Origin of the sequence: Salinarchaeum sp. Harcht-Bsk1 (assembly GCF_000403645.1) — an archaeon.
Lineage (GTDB): Archaea > Halobacteriota > Halobacteria > Halobacteriales > Salinarchaeaceae > Salinarchaeum.
On the sequence record NC_021313.1, the window covers coordinates 2289068 to 2306744 of the forward strand.

Annotated in this window: 14 protein-coding genes; 12 read left to right on the forward strand and 2 right to left on the reverse strand. The window is 70.0% G+C overall.

Features of this window, described 5'->3' with window-relative positions; all coding sequences use genetic code 11:
- Positions 1–8 precede the first annotated feature (8 nt).
- The 11 genes from L593_RS10430 (at position 9) to L593_RS10480 (ending at position 14280) form a co-directional block, all read left to right on the forward strand.
- Entirely contained in the window at positions 9–2054 is a 2046-nt protein-coding gene (locus L593_RS10430; protein WP_020446928.1) for an ATPase, T2SS/T4P/T4SS family, read from the forward strand.
- On the forward strand, positions 2048–3754 hold the full coding sequence (locus tag L593_RS10435) for a type II secretion system F family protein (RefSeq protein ID WP_020446929.1): 1707 nt from the start codon (positions 2048–2050) through the stop codon (positions 3752–3754). Before L593_RS10430 ends, L593_RS10435 begins: the two co-directional genes overlap by 7 nt.
- 89 nt (positions 3755–3843) lie before the next feature.
- Positions 3844–4311, forward strand: a complete 468-nt coding sequence (locus L593_RS10440) for a hypothetical protein (protein ID WP_020446930.1) — start codon at positions 3844–3846, stop codon at positions 4309–4311.
- Positions 4289–4759 carry a hypothetical protein gene (locus L593_RS10445; RefSeq protein ID WP_020446931.1) on the forward strand — a complete coding sequence of 157 codons (471 nt, stop codon included), beginning with the start codon at positions 4289–4291 and terminating at the stop codon, positions 4757–4759. The genes L593_RS10440 and L593_RS10445 overlap by 23 nt, the downstream gene beginning before the upstream one ends.
- On the forward strand, positions 4756–5745 hold the full coding sequence (locus tag L593_RS10450; RefSeq protein WP_144060747.1) for a hypothetical protein: 990 nt from the start codon (positions 4756–4758) through the stop codon (positions 5743–5745). Before L593_RS10445 ends, L593_RS10450 begins: the two co-directional genes overlap by 4 nt.
- On the forward strand, positions 5742–8879 hold the full coding sequence (locus L593_RS10455; RefSeq protein WP_144060748.1) for a hypothetical protein: 3138 nt from the start codon (positions 5742–5744) through the stop codon (positions 8877–8879). The genes L593_RS10450 and L593_RS10455 overlap by 4 nt, the downstream gene beginning before the upstream one ends.
- Positions 8880–8916: 37 nt before the next feature.
- Positions 8917–9351 (forward strand): DUF5791 family protein, encoded by a 435-nt coding sequence (locus L593_RS10460; RefSeq protein WP_020446934.1) that lies wholly within the window; start codon positions 8917–8919, stop codon positions 9349–9351.
- Between the two features lie 271 nt (positions 9352–9622).
- The gene (locus L593_RS10465) at positions 9623–10552 is read left to right on the forward strand and encodes an SDR family oxidoreductase (RefSeq protein WP_020446935.1); all 930 of its coding nucleotides are present in this window, start codon (positions 9623–9625) and stop codon (positions 10550–10552) included.
- Positions 10553–10638: 86 nt separating this feature from the next.
- Positions 10639–11808, forward strand: a complete 1170-nt coding sequence (locus L593_RS10470) for a bifunctional oligoribonuclease/PAP phosphatase NrnA (protein ID WP_020446936.1) — start codon at positions 10639–10641, stop codon at positions 11806–11808.
- Between the two features lie 75 nt (positions 11809–11883).
- Positions 11884–13380, forward strand: coding sequence for a DHH family phosphoesterase (locus L593_RS10475; protein ID WP_020446937.1), 1497 nt, complete (start codon positions 11884–11886; stop codon positions 13378–13380).
- 99 nt (positions 13381–13479) lie between these two features.
- Entirely contained in the window at positions 13480–14280 is an 801-nt protein-coding gene (locus tag L593_RS10480) for a CBS domain-containing protein (RefSeq protein WP_020446938.1), read from the forward strand.
- 62 nt (positions 14281–14342) lie between these two features.
- Here the strand turns inward: L593_RS10480 and ptsP are convergent, their stop codons facing one another.
- Together ptsP and L593_RS10490 are read right to left on the reverse strand one after the other, a co-directional pair.
- Complete coding sequence (ptsP, locus tag L593_RS10485; protein WP_020446939.1) at positions 14343–16070, reverse strand: phosphoenolpyruvate--protein phosphotransferase; 1728 nt, start codon at positions 16068–16070, stop codon at positions 14343–14345.
- Positions 16067–16348, reverse strand: a complete 282-nt coding sequence (locus L593_RS10490; protein ID WP_020446940.1) for an HPr family phosphocarrier protein — start codon at positions 16346–16348, stop codon at positions 16067–16069. The genes ptsP and L593_RS10490 overlap by 4 nt, the downstream gene beginning before the upstream one ends.
- Positions 16349–16628: 280 nt before the next feature.
- Between L593_RS10490 and dhaK the strand changes: the two genes are divergently transcribed.
- Positions 16629–17630 (forward strand): dihydroxyacetone kinase subunit DhaK, encoded by a 1002-nt coding sequence (gene dhaK, locus L593_RS10495; protein ID WP_020446941.1) that lies wholly within the window; start codon positions 16629–16631, stop codon positions 17628–17630.
- The last annotated feature ends 47 nt before the right edge of the window (positions 17631–17677 follow it).

Here is a 17677-nt window from a genome sequence, read left to right on the forward strand (position 1 = left end):
CGCCGGCAATGCAAGACCTGCTCGACCGCCTCTTCGGCGCCGGGCTCGATTCCGGATGTGCCTGCTCCGTGAGCACCGACGGCGCGACGCTCGCCGTCGACGCGACTGACTGCGACGGCCGACTCGCGTCGGCTCCCGCGTGCCGAGCGGCGATCGCCGACGAACTGTGTACCCACGACGTCGAGCGGATTCGCGTCCGCTCCTCGGGCGTGGACCGCTACTACGACGAGGACGCCGTCGGACTGTTGAACGCCGCCGGTCGCTTCGCCGCCCTCGCTCGGGAGGCCGACCCCGACCTCGCCGAGCGAGCCAGAACCGAGCCGCTCGCTGCCGCCGCCGACGCCGGCGCTCGGGCACCGCCGATCTCAGCGATTGCGGCCGAGGTCGGCCTGCTCGACGCGGTGAGGGACGACGATGCCGATCCGTTCCAGCCCGCGATCGCCCCGTCGGTCGCCGACGCCCGGGTGCGGACCGCGCTGCCCCCGGACGCCCAGCTTCGTACCGCCCGCGAACTGCCGACCGGCGCGACGGTCAGAATTTACGACGCGCCTGGCGAGGGTGCCGCCACTTACCACCTGGATCCGGCCGAGAGCGACCTCGACGAGTCGGCGCTCGCCACCCTGGCGGACGCCTACGAACTCCTGGCCGAGCGGAGCGACGAGCCCGCACCAGTGGCGGCCGTTCGGTCCGCACTGGAGCACGGGACGGCTGCCAGCCGCAGCAGCCCTACCGGTGACGGCCACGACCGTGGCTACGCGTTGGTCGACGGTAGACCGGCAGACGACGGCTCGGCCGACCCCGCCCGAACAGACGCCGCTCCGGCCGACCCCGCCCGAACAGACGACGCCGACGTGCGCACACTCGCCGCGGTGTTGCGCAAACACACCCGCGGATTCGGCGTCCTCGAAGACTGCTTCGCGGATCCGGCCGTCTCCGACGTCTACGCCAGCGGTCCAGCGGCGGGTACTCCACTCTGGGTCGTCGCCGACGGGGAGCAACTCCGGACAAATATCCTGCTGGGCGAGGACGGCGTCGGCGCCATCGCCTCGACGCTCCGACGTCGGAGCGGCCGATCGTTCTCCAGAGCGAGTCCGACGCTCGATGCAACCGCCGAGATCGCCGAGCAGACGGTCCGGGTCGCGGGCGTCCTCGATCCGGCCACCGAAGGCCACGCGTTCGCCTTCCGCTCTGGCGGCGAGGAGGCGTTCACGCTCCCGGCGCTCGTCGCGAACGGGACGCTCCCGCCGGCTGCGGCCGGACTCCTCTCCGTCGCGGTCCGACGGAGCGCTGCCGGGCTGCTCGCGGGCACGAGAGGTGCGGGCAAGACGACGGCGCTGGGTGCGCTGCTCTGGGAGTTGCCCGCGACGACGCGATCGATCGTGATCGAGGACACGCCGGAACTGCCAGTCGCGACCTACCAGGATCGCGGCCGCGACGTCCAGCCACTTCACACGACTCTCGAGGAGGGTCCCGGCGTGACGCCGACCGAAGCCCTCCGGACGGCCCTCCGGCTCGGGGAGAGTGCGATCGTCCTCGGCGAGGTACGCGGCGAAGAGGCTGCCGTGCTCTACGAGGCGATGCGGGTTGGCGCGAGCGGCGAGACCGTCCTCGGCACGATCCACGGCGACGGCGGGGAGGACGTTCGCGAGCGCGTCGTCGGAGACGTCGGCGTCCCCGAGTCGTCCTTCGGCGCGACCGACCTCGTCGTCACCTGCGAGTCCTACCGCCGGCCGGACGGCGAGCGCGCCCGCAGGGTGGCCGCGATCGAGGAGGTCATTCGCGGGGAGGACGGGGTCCGGTTCGCGTCGCTGTTCGAACTCGAGACAGCCGCGTCTGCCACAGACGGTCGAGCACGGCTCGTTCCGACCGGTCGAATCGACCGCGGCAACAGCCGACTCCTGCAGGCACTCACGAGACCTGGCGAATCCTACGCCGTGCTCCGGGAGCAGATCGACGCGCGCGCCGAGTTTGTTGGCTCGCTCGCCGACCGTGGCACGACGGCGCCGGCGGCGGTCACGACGGCCTACGCTCGTCGCGGTGATGGGCCGTGCTGACCCGAACCGTCCGTGGACTCGCACGGCTGTATCCGGCGGACGTCGAGGCGAGCGACGACCTCGCCCGGGCACTCTCCTTTCTCGAAGCGGGTGTCACACCGGCCAACGTCGTCCGGGCCGGATACGGCGCTGGAGCGGTGGTCGCGTGCTGCGTGCTCCCCTTCGCGTTTCTCCCTCCGACCGCGTATCGCCCGATCGCGCTCGTCCTCGGGACCGGCCTCGCACTCGGGGTCGTCCACGCGGTCCACCGCGGTCCGATCGCCCTCGCAGCACTCGGTCGGTCCCGCGCACTCGGTGCCGCTCCTGACCTGATCGGCCGTGCGATCCTCCGGATGCGGGTCGATCCGGCGACGGAGTCCGCCGTCGCGTTCGCCGCCGACTCCGGCGACGGCCCGCTCGCGGCGAGTCTCCGGCGACACGTCCGCGCGACGGCCGGTGCTGCGGGCTCCGGCCTCGACGGCTTCGCCGCGGAGTGGCGCGAGTGGTTCCCAGCGCTCGCGCGAGCGTGTCATCTCCTCGCTGCTGCGGGCTCGGCGGGGGCGGCCCGCCGCGAGCGCGCTCTGGAGCGATCGCTCGAAGCCGTCCTCGAGGGCACGCACGAGCGCCTCCAGTCGTTCGTCACCTCGATGGGCGGTCCGATCACCGCGCTCTACGCGTTCGGCGTCCTCCTGCCACTCGCGCTCGTGGCGGTCGTCCCCGGAGCGCGAGCCGCTGGATTGCCCGTGACCCTGCCGGTCGTGGTGGTGATCTACGACCTCGTCTTGCCGGCCATCCTCGTCGGGGCTGCCGGCTGGTTGCTCGTGCGACGGCCCGTGGCGTTTCCGGCCCCTCCCATCGACCGGTCACATCCGGACGTGCCGGATCGGCCGTGGGCTGGGCCGCTGGCGGGCGTCGCTGTCGGCGGGATCGGCGCCGTCCTCGCGACGATCCTGATCGGACAGTGGGCCGGTGCGATCGCCCTCTGCGGGATCGGTGGCGGCGTCGCGCTCGTCGTCTACGCCCGTCCGATCGTCGCGGTTCGCGAGGAGATCCGCGCCATCGAGAACGGGCTCCCCGACGCACTCTACCTGATCGGCCGCCGGGTCGACGACGGCTACTCGGTCGAACGAGCGCTGGAGTTGGCGGCCGAGCAGCTACCGGACGCGACGGGCGATCTCCTGGCCGACGCTGCTCGGCGCTGTCGCGTGCTCGGCGTTGGTCCCGACGTCGCGCTCCGCGGCGAGCACGGCGCCCTCGCGACCGTGCCGAGTCGCCGGGTCCACTCGACTGCACAACTCCTCACGCTCGCGACGCAGGAGGGAACGCCGGCGGGGCAGGCCATTATCGCGATGGCCGGGCACCTCGAGGATCTCCAGTCGGTCGAACGCGAGGCCCGCCACTCCCTCGCCAGGCTGACCGGGACCCTGCGGAACACCGCGGCGATCTTCGGACCACTCGTCGCCGGGGCGACCGTCGCGCTGGCGGACGGCATGGGTGCCTTCGGCGCGGATACTGAGGCCGTCGGGACCATGCCGACGGCCGGGCTGGGCATCGCGGTCGGCGCGTACGTACTCTTGCTCGCTGTGGTCCTGACGACGCTCGCGACCGGGATCGAGCACGGGCTGGATCGGCCGCTCGCGAGCTACCGAGTCGGACTCGCGACGACTAGCGCGACCGTCGTGTTCCTCGTCGGCTTCCTCGGTGCGGGATTGCTGTTCTGAGTTGCGCTCCTGTCCGCGTCCTCCGGTCCGTTTCGTCCCCCTTCCGGCCGTCCACGCCTTTAGGTGGGAAGGCGCGGCGAACCCGGGCCATGCTTGGTCCACCGATCGACGCGTGGTACGTCTGGATCGGCGTCTCGCTGGTCTCGCTCGCCGTGCTGGGCGTGGCCGTCGTCGCGACGCCCGAACCGCTATCGAACGCCGAGGCCGCGGCGGAGACGATCGAACAGGTCGATTCGAGCCGGCCACCCGCCACCGCGACGCACGACATCGACGCCGAGCGCGTTCGGATCGGCGAGTACCGGCTCGTCCTGGAGGGCGAGGACACCGAGCGTGCGACGATCGATCACGGCCGAATGGCGGCGGCGCCCCGCGGGACCGACCTCCGGCGGGTCGCCCTCGGCGCGTCGCCGGAGTCAGTCTTCGCTTCGGAGTGGGCGTTCGGCGAGGCCGTCGAAGCCGCACGGTCGGAGCAACGGATCGTCGAACCGGCCGGTGATCGGCTGGTCGTCCGGAAAGTCAGCTACGGAGGCTCGAATGTCCTGCTCGTCACGGCGTGAGGACAGCGTCCACGCCGGGGAGTCCGGGATCGTGCGTTCCTGGGTGGCGGGATCCGTGATTGCCGACCAGCGTGGCCAGACCGAGCCGATCGCGGCCCTGGTCGCGCTGCTCGCGATCGCGATCGGGCTCGGTCTCTACGCCGGGGTCGCTGCGGACCAGTCGCCGAGTCGCGACGGGACGAACGCCGAAGCGACGATGCAGCGGGTGGAAGCTGCGATTCTCGAGGATGGGGTGTTCAGCGATCACGGCGATCGATCGGTCCTCCCCGAGCGATTCGGTCGACCCGGAGAGACTGTGCGTATCGAGATCACGGATGCCGACGGTTTCGTCTGGACGCTCGGTCCACGTGCTCCACCCGGCGCGGCGAGTGCCTCCAGACCGATTACACTCGATTGGGGACGGAACCGTATCCCGGCGCAACTCACTGTCTGGGTGTGGGAATCGTGATCCGATGCATTGCGCCGAGCGCCGCCCAGAATCGAGCGATCAGCACGGTCCTCGACGCTGCGATCTTCCTCTTGCTCGTCAGTGCCGCGATCGGACTGCTGTATACCGTGCCACAAACTGGCGACGATGCGAGGGCCGATCCCGACGTCGCGGCGGAGACTACGACGACGCTCGCAACTTCGATCGCGACGATCGACTACGTGCCGACAGCGGACGGTGACGCCGACTCGTCGACCACCAACCGCTCGGACCGCGGGACGATCACCGAACTGCTCGCGGAGACGACCGTCGCGAACGCCGAGCTTCGAGGGGAGGCGTTCACACGCGCTCCGAATCACGAGGCAGCCGTCCGGAACGCGACACGGCGGACGATCCGGCGGATCGACGGTGACGTCGAGGTGCAGGTCCGGACCCGCTGGCGGCCACTCTCCGGTTCCGGGCTCCGCGGCGGCATCGTCGTCGGCCCATCGCCGCCGGCCGACGCGGACGTGCACGCCGCGACGATGCGAGTCCCGGTCGGTACTGGCACCTCCGTCGGGGCGGCGCGACCCGACTGGTTCGCGCCGACGGCACCACCCTGGACCGAACTCGAGACTGTCGAGAGCGCCGACGACCGCCGGTTCGGCCGTCGAACGTCGCTCGAGACCGTCACAGCCCGGGGCGACTGCCGCGGGCTCGCTGGCGTGCTGGCGGCTCGCGCCGTCGGCACCGCGTTCCCGCCTGAGCAGACGGCGATCGCGATGCGCGAAGAGAGCAACGCCGCCGAGGCGATCGAAACGCGGTACGTTACGGCTGGACGCGCGCTCGGTTTGCGCCAGGATGGCCTGCCACTGAACGACGACGTTCGCCACCTGAGCGGCTTTCTCGCAGGCGAACTCGCCGCGCCGTTCCAGGCGGCTTGCGAGGGGTACGAGACGCCCGAGATCGCCGCGAGTCGAGCGGCGCCCGAAATCGTCACCGTGTCCGTCAGGACGTGGTCGCCGTGAGACTCGCCGAGGACGAGCGCGGCCGGGTCCCGTTCGCCCTGATCGGCGTCCTGCTCCTCCTGGGATCGGTCGCCGTCGCGACCGTCCAGCTCGACGACAGTCGCATCGACCAGAACGTGGCTCTCGCAGGGGATCGGGCGGAGGCGGCCGCAGAGACGACGCTTCGCGACGCCGTCCGCGACGCTGGCGCACGAGCGGCTGCGAACCCCGTGATCACGCCGGCCGAGACGACCTACGGCGAGGTCCTGGATCAGGACAGGCCCTATCGCTCCTACCTCGAGTTGCTGATCGCGATCGAGCTCCGCGAACGCCTCGACGGGACGACACAGCGCGTCGGGAACGCGACGGCGACGGTCGCGCTCCAGCCGATCGAGGATCCCGCTAGCGCCCGGGCAGCGATCGAGGCGACGACCGTCTCGGCGACGGACCGCGGACTCGTCGCCGTTACGGTCGAGGACGTTCCGATCGCGATCCAGCGTGACGAATCGACCGTCGCTCGCCGCCACCGCACGCTCTCCGTGAACGTCACGACCCCGGTGCTCACGCTCCACGAGCGGACCACGACGTTCGACGATCGGCTCAGCGGCGAGACGCTCGAGGTCGGCAGTCTGAGTCGGGGGCTGACCGGTGGCCTCTACGGGCTCGGCTGGACGCGTGGCTACGGCCAGTACCTCGGCCTCCCGATCGAGGACGTGATCGCGAACGGGCACGTCGAACTCGTGACGAACCTCGCGATGCTCGATGTCCAGCGGTCGGTGTTCGGGAACTCCGATCGCGAGGGCGAACGCCGGCTCGCCGAAGCAGCGGTCGCCGCTGCCGAAGAACAGGCCGTCGGTGCGATCGCTGGCGGGTTCCGGGACGCAGCCCTGCCCTACAACGAATCGACGCAGTTCGCCGAGCCGTCCGTCGACCCGCCCGAGGATCGCTCGACGACCGTCGGCGTGAACGACACGGCCGACAGAGCGCTCGCGGACCTTCTCGACGGCGAGTCCAACGGCGATGCGACGCCCGTCGGCGACGACGCGGGCTCCGAGCCCTGGGAGTACGCCCTCCGCGAGTACGCCGAGACGGCGGCCTCCATCGACGCACGGCTGCGCACCGAACGCGTCCGTCACGAGCGCACGCTCGTCGATCGGGAGCGCCCGACGGGCAGCGGCTGGACTCGCGTCGGCGTCGTGGACACGGAACCAGTCATCGAGGCCGTCAGAGAGGGTGACGCGCGACTTCCCGAATCCGAGGCGGGCTGGTACCGTGAACGCGAGCACACCCGGGTGGTCGAACTGACCGAGATCGAGACGGTCCGCTACCGACACGAGAACGGAACGATCCGGAACGGCGCGGATCGGTACTCCCGCGAGGTCGACGTGGGGCTGGCGATCGGGAGCCGACCACTCCCGCGGTCCTGGATCCCGGAGCGGTCGATCGGTACGACCGACGGAGACCGCTACCAGGCCCTGGTCGATCGGGCGGAAACGCGGTTGCTCGCGGAGCGAGGTGGCGTCGACGAGATTGCCAGGACGGTCGCAGCGACCGGCGAACTCACCGGCGACGCCACCGTCAGTCCCGACGACGAGGCAACCGAGACGATCTCGCGGGCGGCGTACGCCGCGCTGATTCCCGATCGTGAAGCGATCCGGGACGTGCAGACCCGGGCACCCGTCACCCACGCTCTCACGGGCGCGTCGCCGATCGCCGATCTGCGGGAACGGATCCGTGCCGACGCCGAGCGGTACCGCTCGATTCCCGCCGAGTACGGCAGTCTCGAGGAGCGAGCGGTGGTCTCCGCAGAAGGACTCTATCTCGACCACGTCCTCCGGCGTCTCGGCGAGCGATCCTCGGGTGCCAGCGGCGTCCGCGAGTCCGTCACCGAGAAGATCGGTGCCTCCCACGACGCCGGGCTCGACGCGCTGCTCGACGTCGGGATGAACTACGCGCGGCCCGAACCGGCGACGATCGACGCCCAGCGTCCCGCACCGGATCTGGATCTCACCGTCGACGCCGGTCCGGGCTATCTCTCACGCGAGGCGGAAACGGAAACGACCGTTCCACCGCCACGAGATCCCTACCACCCGATCGGCGTGCGGACGTCGACGATCGCATCACTGCCCACGGATCACGTCACCCAGAAGATCGCGAACTTCGTCACCGGCCTGTTCGGCGAGGAACGGGAAGAGCGAGCGCCGCTCCCGATGGCTGCCCGGACGCTCCGCAGCGTCGACGCCATCGACGAGGAACGCGCAGCAGACGGCGGGCTCGCCCAGCCCCGGAGCGAGCTACGGGACGCGGTCGGGAGCGGGCTCGAGGACGTCAACGACGCGGCGGTCGACGCGCTCGAAGCCGAGACGTCGCTTGACGAGGAGGCGGCTACGTCGGTGGTGACCGAGGCGCTCGATCGGTGGAGCGACGACGCGACCCGCGTGATCGCCTACGACGACGGGCGCGCGACGGCGGCGGTCGCCGAGGTTGCCGGGAGCCGGGACGGCGTCTCCAGGACGGATGCCGATCGCGCACAGACGATGATGCGCGACGCCGTCGCGGAGAACTTCTCGGACGACAGCACCCACGTCGCGCTGGACACGGTGGAGTCAACGTCCGAGCCAGCCCGACGGATCGTCGAGAGCGCAGTCCAGGAGGGCGTCGAGCAGGCCAACGAGCAGATCGTCAACGCGACGCAGGATCGCATCAGGCGAGCGACCGGGCTCTCCGTCCTCCCGACGCGGGGCGTCCCCGTCACGCCGGTCCCTGGCTGGTGGTACGCGACGGCGAACGTCTGGCACGTCGAGGTCCACGGAACGTACGCGAGCTTCGCGGTTCGAGCCGAGCAGGGCGGTCCGAGCGGGGGGAGCCAGCTAAGCTACGTCCGGGACGGCGGCGGGGTCCACGTCGATGTCGACGGTGACGGCCGTCCGGAGCGCCTCGGCGCTTCGAGCCGGATCCAGTTCTACGCGTCCACCACCGTCGCGGTCGTCGTCCCGACCGGTGGCGGTGGCGTCGGGAACGAGGGGACCGGATTCGTCGACGTGAGTCCGGGCTGGAACGCGACTCGACGCGGGCCCGACTGCCCCCAAACTCCCGGTGGCGTCGGCCAGTCCAGTCCGAACTCGTGTTCGAATCCCTGGCACGAGGCAGGGTGAGAAAGGCACTTGCCCGCGCTCGCCGAACACCCGGCCGATGCTACACGAGGAGCGGACGTCGGTCGACGCCGAGACGCCCGCCGGACTCGCCGAAGAGTACTGCACGGAACTGGGTGCGATCGTCGAGGCCCACGGCGTGGACGACGTCGCTGCCGACACCGGGATCGACGAGGCGACGCTTCGCGCGCTCGTCGACGGCGACGCCGAGCGTGCGGCAGCCGCACTCGACCTCGAGGACGCGGCCGCGATCCAGGCGCTCGACTCCGCCCTCGACGCGGACGCGATCTACGCGGAAGCGTGCGACCACCTCCTGCTCGGGATGTCGATGGCCGTCCTCGACGTGGACACGATCGCCGCTGAGTACGAGGGCGAACGCTCCGGGAAGGGGATCCAGCAGCGCATCGAACGCCGCGCACCGATGACGCTCGCGGAGTACGCACGCATCGAGCACTTCGTGGCGAACCGACGCTGACCGCGGCGGCGGGAAGCGCGAACCGACGCTGACTGCGGCGGCGGGAAGCGCGAACCGACGCTGACCACGGCGGCTGGAAGCGCGAACCGACGCTGACCGCGGAAGCGGGGAGCACGAGACGACGTAGACCGCGGAGCCGACGAGCGAAAGCCGACGATGATCCCGAACGTGGGCTGCACGAGTCGACGCTACCGGCCAAGCGAGGGCTTGGATCCTGGACTCGAATGCATCGACCGCCGTCGTTTTGCCTCGCCGCGCCATTCGATCGCGCATGCAGGTCGCCATCCTCGGCTGCGGCTACGTCGGGCTCGAACTCGGCCGCCAACTCGTCGAGCGAGGACACGACGTCGTCGGCGTTCGACGGTCGGCGCAGGGCGTCGCGACGATCGAGGACGCCGGTTTCGACGCGGTGCAGGTCGACGTCACGGACTCCGACGCGCTCGCGGCGGTGCCCGACGTCGACGCCGTGGTCTTCATCGCGAGTTCTGGTGGCCGCGGCGCCGAGGCCGCCAGGGAGATCTACGTCGACGGGCTCCGGACGACGATCGACCACTTCGGCGGGCGCGAGTCGACGCCCGAACAGCTTCTCTACACCTCCAGCACGGGCGTCTACGGCGACCACGACGGCGACTGGGTGGACGAGACGACGCCGATCGAGCCGACGACGGAGAAGACCGCCGTGCTCGCGGAGGCCGAGCGGATCGCGACGGAGGTGGCCGCCGAACACGGGATGGACGGGAGCGTCGTCCGCTTCGCCGGACTCTACGGCCCGGATCGCTACCGGCTGGAGCGCTACGTCGAGGGGCCGGTCACCGAAGGCTACCTGAACATGATTCACCGTGACGACGCGGCGGGGATCGTTCGGTTCGTGCTGGAGGAGACCGCGGATCGACGCGACGGTGATAGCGACTCGTGGCCGGACCCGCTGCTCCCGAACGACGTCCTCCTCGCGGTCGACGACGAGCCGGTTTCGAAGTGGGCGTTCGCGGACTGGCTCGCCGAGGAGTGTGGCGAGCCCGCTCCAGAGAAGCGGACCATCGAGGAGCGGCTCGCTACAGGCGATCTCTCCGAGCCAGCAGAGCGCCGACTGCGGACGAGCAAGCGCTGCTCGAACGACCTCCTCCACGAGGTCGGCTACGAACTGGCCTATCCGACGTTCCGGGAGGGGTATCGGCAGGCGATCGAGGCCTATGGTGCGTGATCCGGTCGTGTCCGTCGGTAACGGCCTCCTGCGATGTCTCGGAATCGGGGCAACGATTTAGTTGATTCGCTGATTCGAAGGCGTATATGCAGTTCGAGCAGGCCGCGGGCGTCGTCGGGCAGGTCGACGCCGTCTCCGGCATCGATCCGCTGCTCATCGCCGCGGCCGTAGTCGTCGTGCTGGTCGTGGTCGCCGTAACGTCCTGGACGTTCCTCAGGTTCCGCCGGTCGCCTGGCGAACGCTTCCAGAAGGCCCTCGCAGGCAGCGAGGAAGTGGCGATCCTCACGCACCCGAACCCGGATCCCGACGCGATGGCGTGTGCGATGGGCGCCGCGCGGATCGCCGAGTTCGCGGGCGTCGACGCGACCATCCAGTACGCGGGCCAGATCCGTCACCAGGAGAACCGCGCCTTTCGAACGGTCCTCGAGTTCGAGGCCGAACAGATCGAGGCGAAATCCGACGTCGCCTGCGACGACGTCGTCCTGGTCGATCACAACGTGCCCAGGGGATTCCCGGGCGCGGAAGGCGTCGAGCCGATCGCCGTCGTCGACCACCACCCCGGCAACGGCGTCGGCACGCGCTTCACCGACGTGCGGCCCGAGCGCGGCTCCTGTGCGAGCATCATCGCGGACTACTTCCAGGACCTCGGTGCCGATCGGTACGGCCCGGAGGACACGCCGCCGGAGGACGGCGGACTGTACGTCGACGCCCCACTCGCGACGGGGCTGGTGTTCGGGCTTCAGTCCGACACGAACCGGCTGACGGAGGGAGCGACGCAGGCCGATTTCGACGCCTGCTCCTATCTCTACCCGTCGATCGACAGCGACCTGCTCGAACGCATCGCGGACCCGGAGGTCACCGCCGAGACGCTCGACGTCAAGGCGCGGGCGATCCAGAACCGCCAGATCGACGGCTCGTTCGCGGTCAGCCACGTCGGCGAGATCACCGACGCCGACACGATTCCCCAGTCCGCCGACGAACTGGTGCGTCTCGAGGGCGTCGGCGCCGTCGTCGTGATGGGCGAGCGCGACGGGGTGCTACACCTCTCGGGGCGCTCCCGGGACGACCGCGTCCACATGGGCGAGGCGCTGGAGGCGGCCGTCGAGAGCGTTCCGATGGCGAGCGCCGGCGGTCACGCCCGGATGGGCGGCGGTCAGCTCTCGATCGATCACATGGAGGGGATCGGGCCCTCTGCCGGCATGGACGTCCCCCAACTGACCGAGCGGCTGTTCGACTGTCTGCGCGGCGACGTCTGAGCCGGCGGCTCCGAGTGCTACCCCTGCCAGGCCGGAGAGCGTACCTTTTTCCCGCAGAAGGCGAGTACCACAGGTATGCCGACCCGGGTGGTACTCGGCTGTGGGCCCGAGTACCGGGTGCTGCTGGCACGCCTCGCCGCCGCCGGAGACCTCCTCGTCGTGGTGGACGACGGGGCAGAGGCCAAGTGGCTGACCGAGCGGGACGTGCCGGTCGTCGAGGCCGATCCGACCGACCCAGACGTCCTCCGCGGCCTCGACCTCGCTCCAGAGAGCGTCGTCGTCGCGACGGGGACGCCCGACGAGACCTCACGAATCGCCGCCGCGGCTCGGGAGGTCTTCCCGAATGCACGATTACTCTCCCAGCCCAGCGTCCAGCGCGAGGACGGCGAGACTGCGGCCGCGGCGGGAACGACCGATCCGGCCGGCGTCGTCGCGGACCGCGTGCTCGAGTACGTCGCGTCCGAGGCCGGGCACCGGGCGCTCGAACTCCGCCAGACGCTCCGCGAGACGGAGCAGCCGATCGCGGTCCTCACTCACGACAATCCCGATCCGGACGCGATCGCCAGCGCCGTCGCACTCGTCGAGATCGCGGCGGCCGTCGGGGTCGAGGCGGAGGTCTGTTACTTCGGAACCATCGCCCACCAGGAGAACCGAGCACTGGTGAATCTGCTCGACCTCGACCTTCGCGAGCTCGAGGAACTCGACGAGCTCGAGGAGTACGGCGGCCTCGCCCTCGTCGATCACGCCCGCCCCGGCGTCAACGATCAGCTCCCAGACGGCACGCACGTCGACGTCGTCATCGACCACCATCCGACGCACGGCCCGGACGAGGCGGGGTTCGTCGATCTGCGAAGCGGCGTCGGATCGACGAGCACGCTGCTCACGGAGTACTTCGATCGCCTCGGCGTGGAGTTGACCGAGCCGGTGGCGACGGCCCTGCTCTACGGGCTTCGGGTGGACACGGACGACTTCACCCGCGAGGTGTCCGGCGCGGACTTCGAGGCGGCGGCGACGCTCGTCCCGAACGTCGATACGAGCGTCCTCGAGCGGGTCGAGTCGCCGAGCGTCAGCGAGGAGACGATGGAAGTCCTCGCGTGGGCGATCGAGCGCCGGCAACGACACGGTGCCGCGCTGACCGCCTGCGTCGGGGAGCTCTCCGATCGCGACGCGCTCGCCCAGGCCGCGGACCGCCTCCTCGACCTCGAGGGCATCTCGACGACGCTCGTCTTCGGGATCATCGACGACACCGTCTTCGTCTCGGGCCGTGCCAGGGGCGCGGGTATCGATCTCGGTGCGACGCTCCGATCGGCCTTCGGCCAGCTAGGCAGTGCGGGCGGCCACGCCGACATGGCTGGCGCGCAGCTCCCGGTCGGGATGCTCGTGGAGGCCGACGACAGCGACCCCGTGGCGATCGTCGAAGAGGTCCTGACGAACGCCTTCCTCGAGGCCCTCGAGACCAGCCGCTCGACGGCCGCCGGCGGGTACGCCCTCGCCGGGGACGGCCTCTCTTTTCTCCCTGACGTCCGCATGGACGCTCCCCGGTTGCCGGAGCTAGACGACACAGGAGACTGACAGCGATCGCTTCATCGTGACACGATTCTCTACCACCAGTGGAACACGCCCCGCTGTCGCCAGGGAACGCTTTTCCCCTGTCCGCCCGTCGCCACGTCCATGACCGTCGCGGAGGGTGCGAATCACGCTCGCGTTGCGGCGTACATGACGGAAGACGTCGCGACGGTGGATCCCGAGGAGACCGTCGCGGCCGTCGCCGAGCGGATCGTCGAGTCCGAAGACCACAGCGGCTTCCCCGTCGCGGAACGCCGCCAGGTCGAGGGGTTCGTCTCGGCGTCGGACCTCCTGCTGGCCGAGGACGACGCGCCGATCTTCACGGTGATGACGACCGACATCCTCGTCGCCCATCCCGAGATGAAGGTTACCGACGCGGCGCGCGTCATCCTCCGCTCGGGGATCCAGAAGCTCCCCGTCGTCGACGACGCGGGGACGCTCGTCGGGATCATCTCCCACGCGGACGTGATCCGCAGTCAGATCGAGCGCGCGACCCCGGAGAAGGTCGGGAAGCTCCGCCGGACGCTGGAGGGCATCCACGACGTCGAACTCCGCGAGGAACGCCGCGAGGTTGCGCTCGACGAACTCATCCCCACGCAGGGGAAGGTGTACGCCGACGAACTCGAGGGGCGGCGCTACGAGCTGGAACGCGGTCTCGCGGAGCCGCTCGTCGTGATCGACGACGCCGGGACGCTCCTGCTCGCCGACGGCCACCACCGCGTGCTCGCCGCCGACCAACTCGGCGTCGAGGAGATGGAGGCCTACGTGATCGTGATTGACGAGTTCGTCGAACTCGGGATGCTCCGCACCGCGCGCCAGGAGGGGCTCGAACGCATCGCCGACATCGAGGTCGTCGATTACGCCCGTCACCCGCTCATCGAGACGACGAAGCGACTGCAGGAGTAGCCGGATCGCGTCGCGTGCGTCGTGAGGCGTTCCCGGCACGTTCCCTCTGCGACGTCTGCCACTCAGCCTTCGCCGTCGAGGATCGCCTGCACCTCCTCGCGCGTCGCGGCATCGAGCACTCGCTCGGCAAGTGCCTCGGCGTCCTCGAGCGTCGTCTGCTGGACCTTCGCCTTGACCTGTGGAATCGTCACGGCACTCGCGGAAAACTCGTCGAGGCCCAGCCCGAGCAGGAGTTCCGTCACCGACGGATCGCCGGCCATCTCGCCACACATCCCGACCCAGGCGTCGTTCTCGTGGCCGCCCTCGATCGTCGCCCGGATCGCCCGCACCACGGGCGGGTGCAGCGGGTCGTGGAGCGAGGCCACCTGCTCGTTGTCGCGGTCGGCCGCCATCACGTACTGCGTGAGGTCGTTCGTGCCGATGCTGAGAAAGTCGAGGTGCTCGGCGAGTTCCGGTGCCATCCGCACCGCCGCCGGCGTCTCGATCATCACGCCGAGTTCGGGCCGGGCGACCGGTTCGCCGGCGTCGCCGAGGTCGTCCTCGACCGCCGCGATCCGCTCGAGGACGGCCTCCAGTTCCCTGAGTTCGGTCACCATCGGAAACATCACCGCGAGGGCTCCAGTCGACTCGTCGCTCGCGGCGTCGTTCGGCGACCCATCGCCTGCCGCAGCGTCCCCCGCGGCGCGGAGCAGCGCGCGGAGCTGCGTCTCGAACAGGTCGCCGTCGGGCCCGAGCGAGCGCCTGACGCCCCGGACGCCGAGGAACGGGTTGGGCTCCTCCGGCAGGTCGAGGTAGGGGATCGGTTTGTCGCCGCCGACGTCGGCGGTCCGGATCACGATCCGGCGGTCTGGAAACGCATCGAGCGCGTTCCGGTAGGCCTCGAACTGCTCGTCCTCGTCCGGTGGTGTCGACCGGTCGACGTAGAGGAACTCCGTTCGGTAGAGACCGACGCCGTCGGCGCCGTTCGCGACGGCTCCTTCGAGTTCGACGGGGCGGCCGACGTTCGCCGCGACCTCGATCGGGTGGCCGTCGGCGGTCTCGACCGGCTCGGCGATCACATCGACCTCGCGACCTCGCTTCGCTGCCGTCAGGGTCGCCTCGTCGGCATCGACGACGACGGTGCCGACGTCTCCGTCGACGACCAGCTGTTCGCCGTCCTCGACCTCGCGGAGGTCGTCCCCCACGCCGACGACCGCCGGAATCCCGAGCGCTCGTGCGACGATCGCGGCGTGTGCAGTGCGCCCGCCGACGACTGTCGCCAGTCCGGCGACCCGGTCCGGATCGAGCCGGGCGGCGTCGCTCGGTGCGAGGCGTTCGGCCAGCAGGACGGTGCCCTCCGGTAGCGCGGAGAGGTCGACGGCGTCGACGTCGGCGAGCGTCCGGAGGAGCCGGTCACGCACGTCTCGGAGGTCGTCGGCGCGCTCGGCCAGTCGACCGCCGCTCTCCTCGTACTGCTCGATCGGATCGTCGAAGGCGGTCTCGACGGCGGCCTCGGCAGTGTGGCCCGCCTCGATCGCTGTCTCGACCGACGATTCGATCTGTGGGTCGTCGAGGAACTGGCGGTGGGCGTCGAGGATCCCTGCCTCCTCCTCGCCGAGGTGCTCGGCGGCTCGCTCGCGCTCGGTCTGGATCGCCGCCCTCGCGGCGTCTCTGGCGTCCTCGAATCGCTCCCGCTCTCGCTCGGGGTCGTCGCTCTCGTGCTCGAACTCCGGGAGCGGTGGGTCCGACCAGCGTGCGGTGCCGACGCCCGACAGCGGCGTCGCGCCGACGCCCTCGAACGTTCGCGTCATGGTTCTTTCTGGGTGAGGAGGCCCGCGAGTTCGTCGAGGGCAGCCTCGGCGTCCGGGCCCTCGGCCGTGATGCGCACGCGGTCGCCCTGTTCGACGCCCAGCCCGGTGACGGCGAGCATGCTCCCGGCGTCGACGGCTGAGGATGCTGCTTCTCCGTCTTCGCCCTCGGCCGGACCGACGGTGATCTCGCTGTCGTACTCGTTGGCGGTCTCCACGAACACGGCCGCAGGCCTGGCGTGGAGGCCGGCCTCCTGTCGGACGGTTACGACGCGATGCATGACGTGCTTCCCTGCTGCGACGGCGGCTCTTGATGCTGTTCCATGTAGCCACTTGGCCGTTCTCGTCAATGAGTCTCGTGCTGGGTGAGGTCCAATTGGCTGCCACCGTGCGTGCAGCCGGACAAGAGTGGTAGCTACCCGGCAATCGAATAGTATAGAAATAATGTTATATCGAAAGTAGGAATTAAAACTCTCTTCGTCCGCATATGCGGAATATCTGGATATTAGTATACGATAACTGATGCGACGTTTTAATAGCTGAGGCATGGTATCGAGGTGCATGAAGAAGCTGATCAACGACCCCGCGGACGTCGTCGACGAGATGCTCGACGGCATGGTAGCAGCGTACCCGGACAGCCTCCGCCGACTCGAGGGCAACGAGGTCCTCGTTCGCGCCGACGCGCCGGTCGATGGCAAGGTCGGCGTGGTCTCCGGTGGCGGGAGCGGTCACGAGCCGACCCACGCCGGCTACCTCGGCGAGGGGATGCTCGACGGTGCGGCCGCGGGGGAAATCTTCACCTCGCCGACGGCCGACCAGCTCGAGGCCATGATCGAGGAATGCGACGCCGGCGAGGGCGTGCTCAGCGTCGTCAAGAACTACGAGGGCGACGTGATGAACTTCGACACCGCCGCCGAGATGGTCGAGATGGAGGACGTCGACGTTCGCCAGGTCGTCGTGGACGACGACGTCGCCGTCGAGGACTCGCTGTACACCAGCGGTCGACGGGGCGTCTGCGGGACGATCCTGGTCCACAAGGTCGCCGGCGCCGCCGCGGCTCGCGGCGACGACCTCGACACCGTCGTCGAACACGCGGAGGGCGTCATCGACAACGTCGGCACGATGGGCACTGCCCTGACCTCCTGCGTGACGCCGGAGAAGGGCGAACCGACCTTCGACCTCGGCGAGGACGAGATCGAACTCGGGATCGGGATCCACGGCGAGCCGGGCACCGAGCGCGTCGACATGATGCCCGCCGACGACGTCGCGGACCACCTCACCGAGGCCGTGCTCGAGGACCTCGACCTCGACGCCGGCACCGAGGTCCTCACGATCGTCAACGGGATGGGCGGCACCCCGCTCTCGGAGCTGTTCGTCGTGGAGCGACGCGTGGACGAACTCATGGACGAGCACGACCTCGAGGTGTGGGACGCCTGGGTCGGCGACTACATGACGTCGCTGGACATGGAGGGCTGCTCGATCACGGTCTGTGCCCTCGACGAGGAGCGCAAGGAACTGCTCGCCGCGCCGGCTGACACGCCCGCGCTCACGGTCCGTGACTGATCGCGTCTCCGCCGTCAGCCGTTGCCAGGAGCGACGGACGGGGTACG

Coding starts and splice junctions, on each gene's coding strand:
- L593_RS10430 (WP_020446928.1), top strand. CDS start 9: ATGCAAGACCTGCTCGACCGCCTCTTCGGCGCCGGGCTCGATTCCGGA.
- L593_RS10440 (WP_020446930.1), top strand. CDS start 3,844: ATGCTTGGTCCACCGATCGACGCGTGGTACGTCTGGATCGGCGTCTCG.
- L593_RS10445 (WP_020446931.1), top strand. CDS start 4,289: ATGTCCTGCTCGTCACGGCGTGAGGACAGCGTCCACGCCGGGGAGTCC.
- L593_RS10460 (WP_020446934.1), top strand. CDS start 8,917: ATGCTACACGAGGAGCGGACGTCGGTCGACGCCGAGACGCCCGCCGGA.
- L593_RS10465 (WP_020446935.1), top strand. CDS start 9,623: ATGCAGGTCGCCATCCTCGGCTGCGGCTACGTCGGGCTCGAACTCGGC.
- L593_RS10470 (WP_020446936.1), top strand. CDS start 10,639: ATGCAGTTCGAGCAGGCCGCGGGCGTCGTCGGGCAGGTCGACGCCGTC.
- L593_RS10475 (WP_020446937.1), top strand. CDS start 11,884: ATGCCGACCCGGGTGGTACTCGGCTGTGGGCCCGAGTACCGGGTGCTG.
- L593_RS10480 (WP_020446938.1), top strand. CDS start 13,480: ATGACCGTCGCGGAGGGTGCGAATCACGCTCGCGTTGCGGCGTACATG.
- ptsP (WP_020446939.1), bottom strand. CDS start 16,070: ATGACGCGAACGTTCGAGGGCGTCGGCGCGACGCCGCTGTCGGGCGTC.
- L593_RS10490 (WP_020446940.1), bottom strand. CDS start 16,348: ATGCATCGCGTCGTAACCGTCCGACAGGAGGCCGGCCTCCACGCCAGG.
- dhaK (WP_020446941.1), top strand. CDS start 16,629: ATGAAGAAGCTGATCAACGACCCCGCGGACGTCGTCGACGAGATGCTC.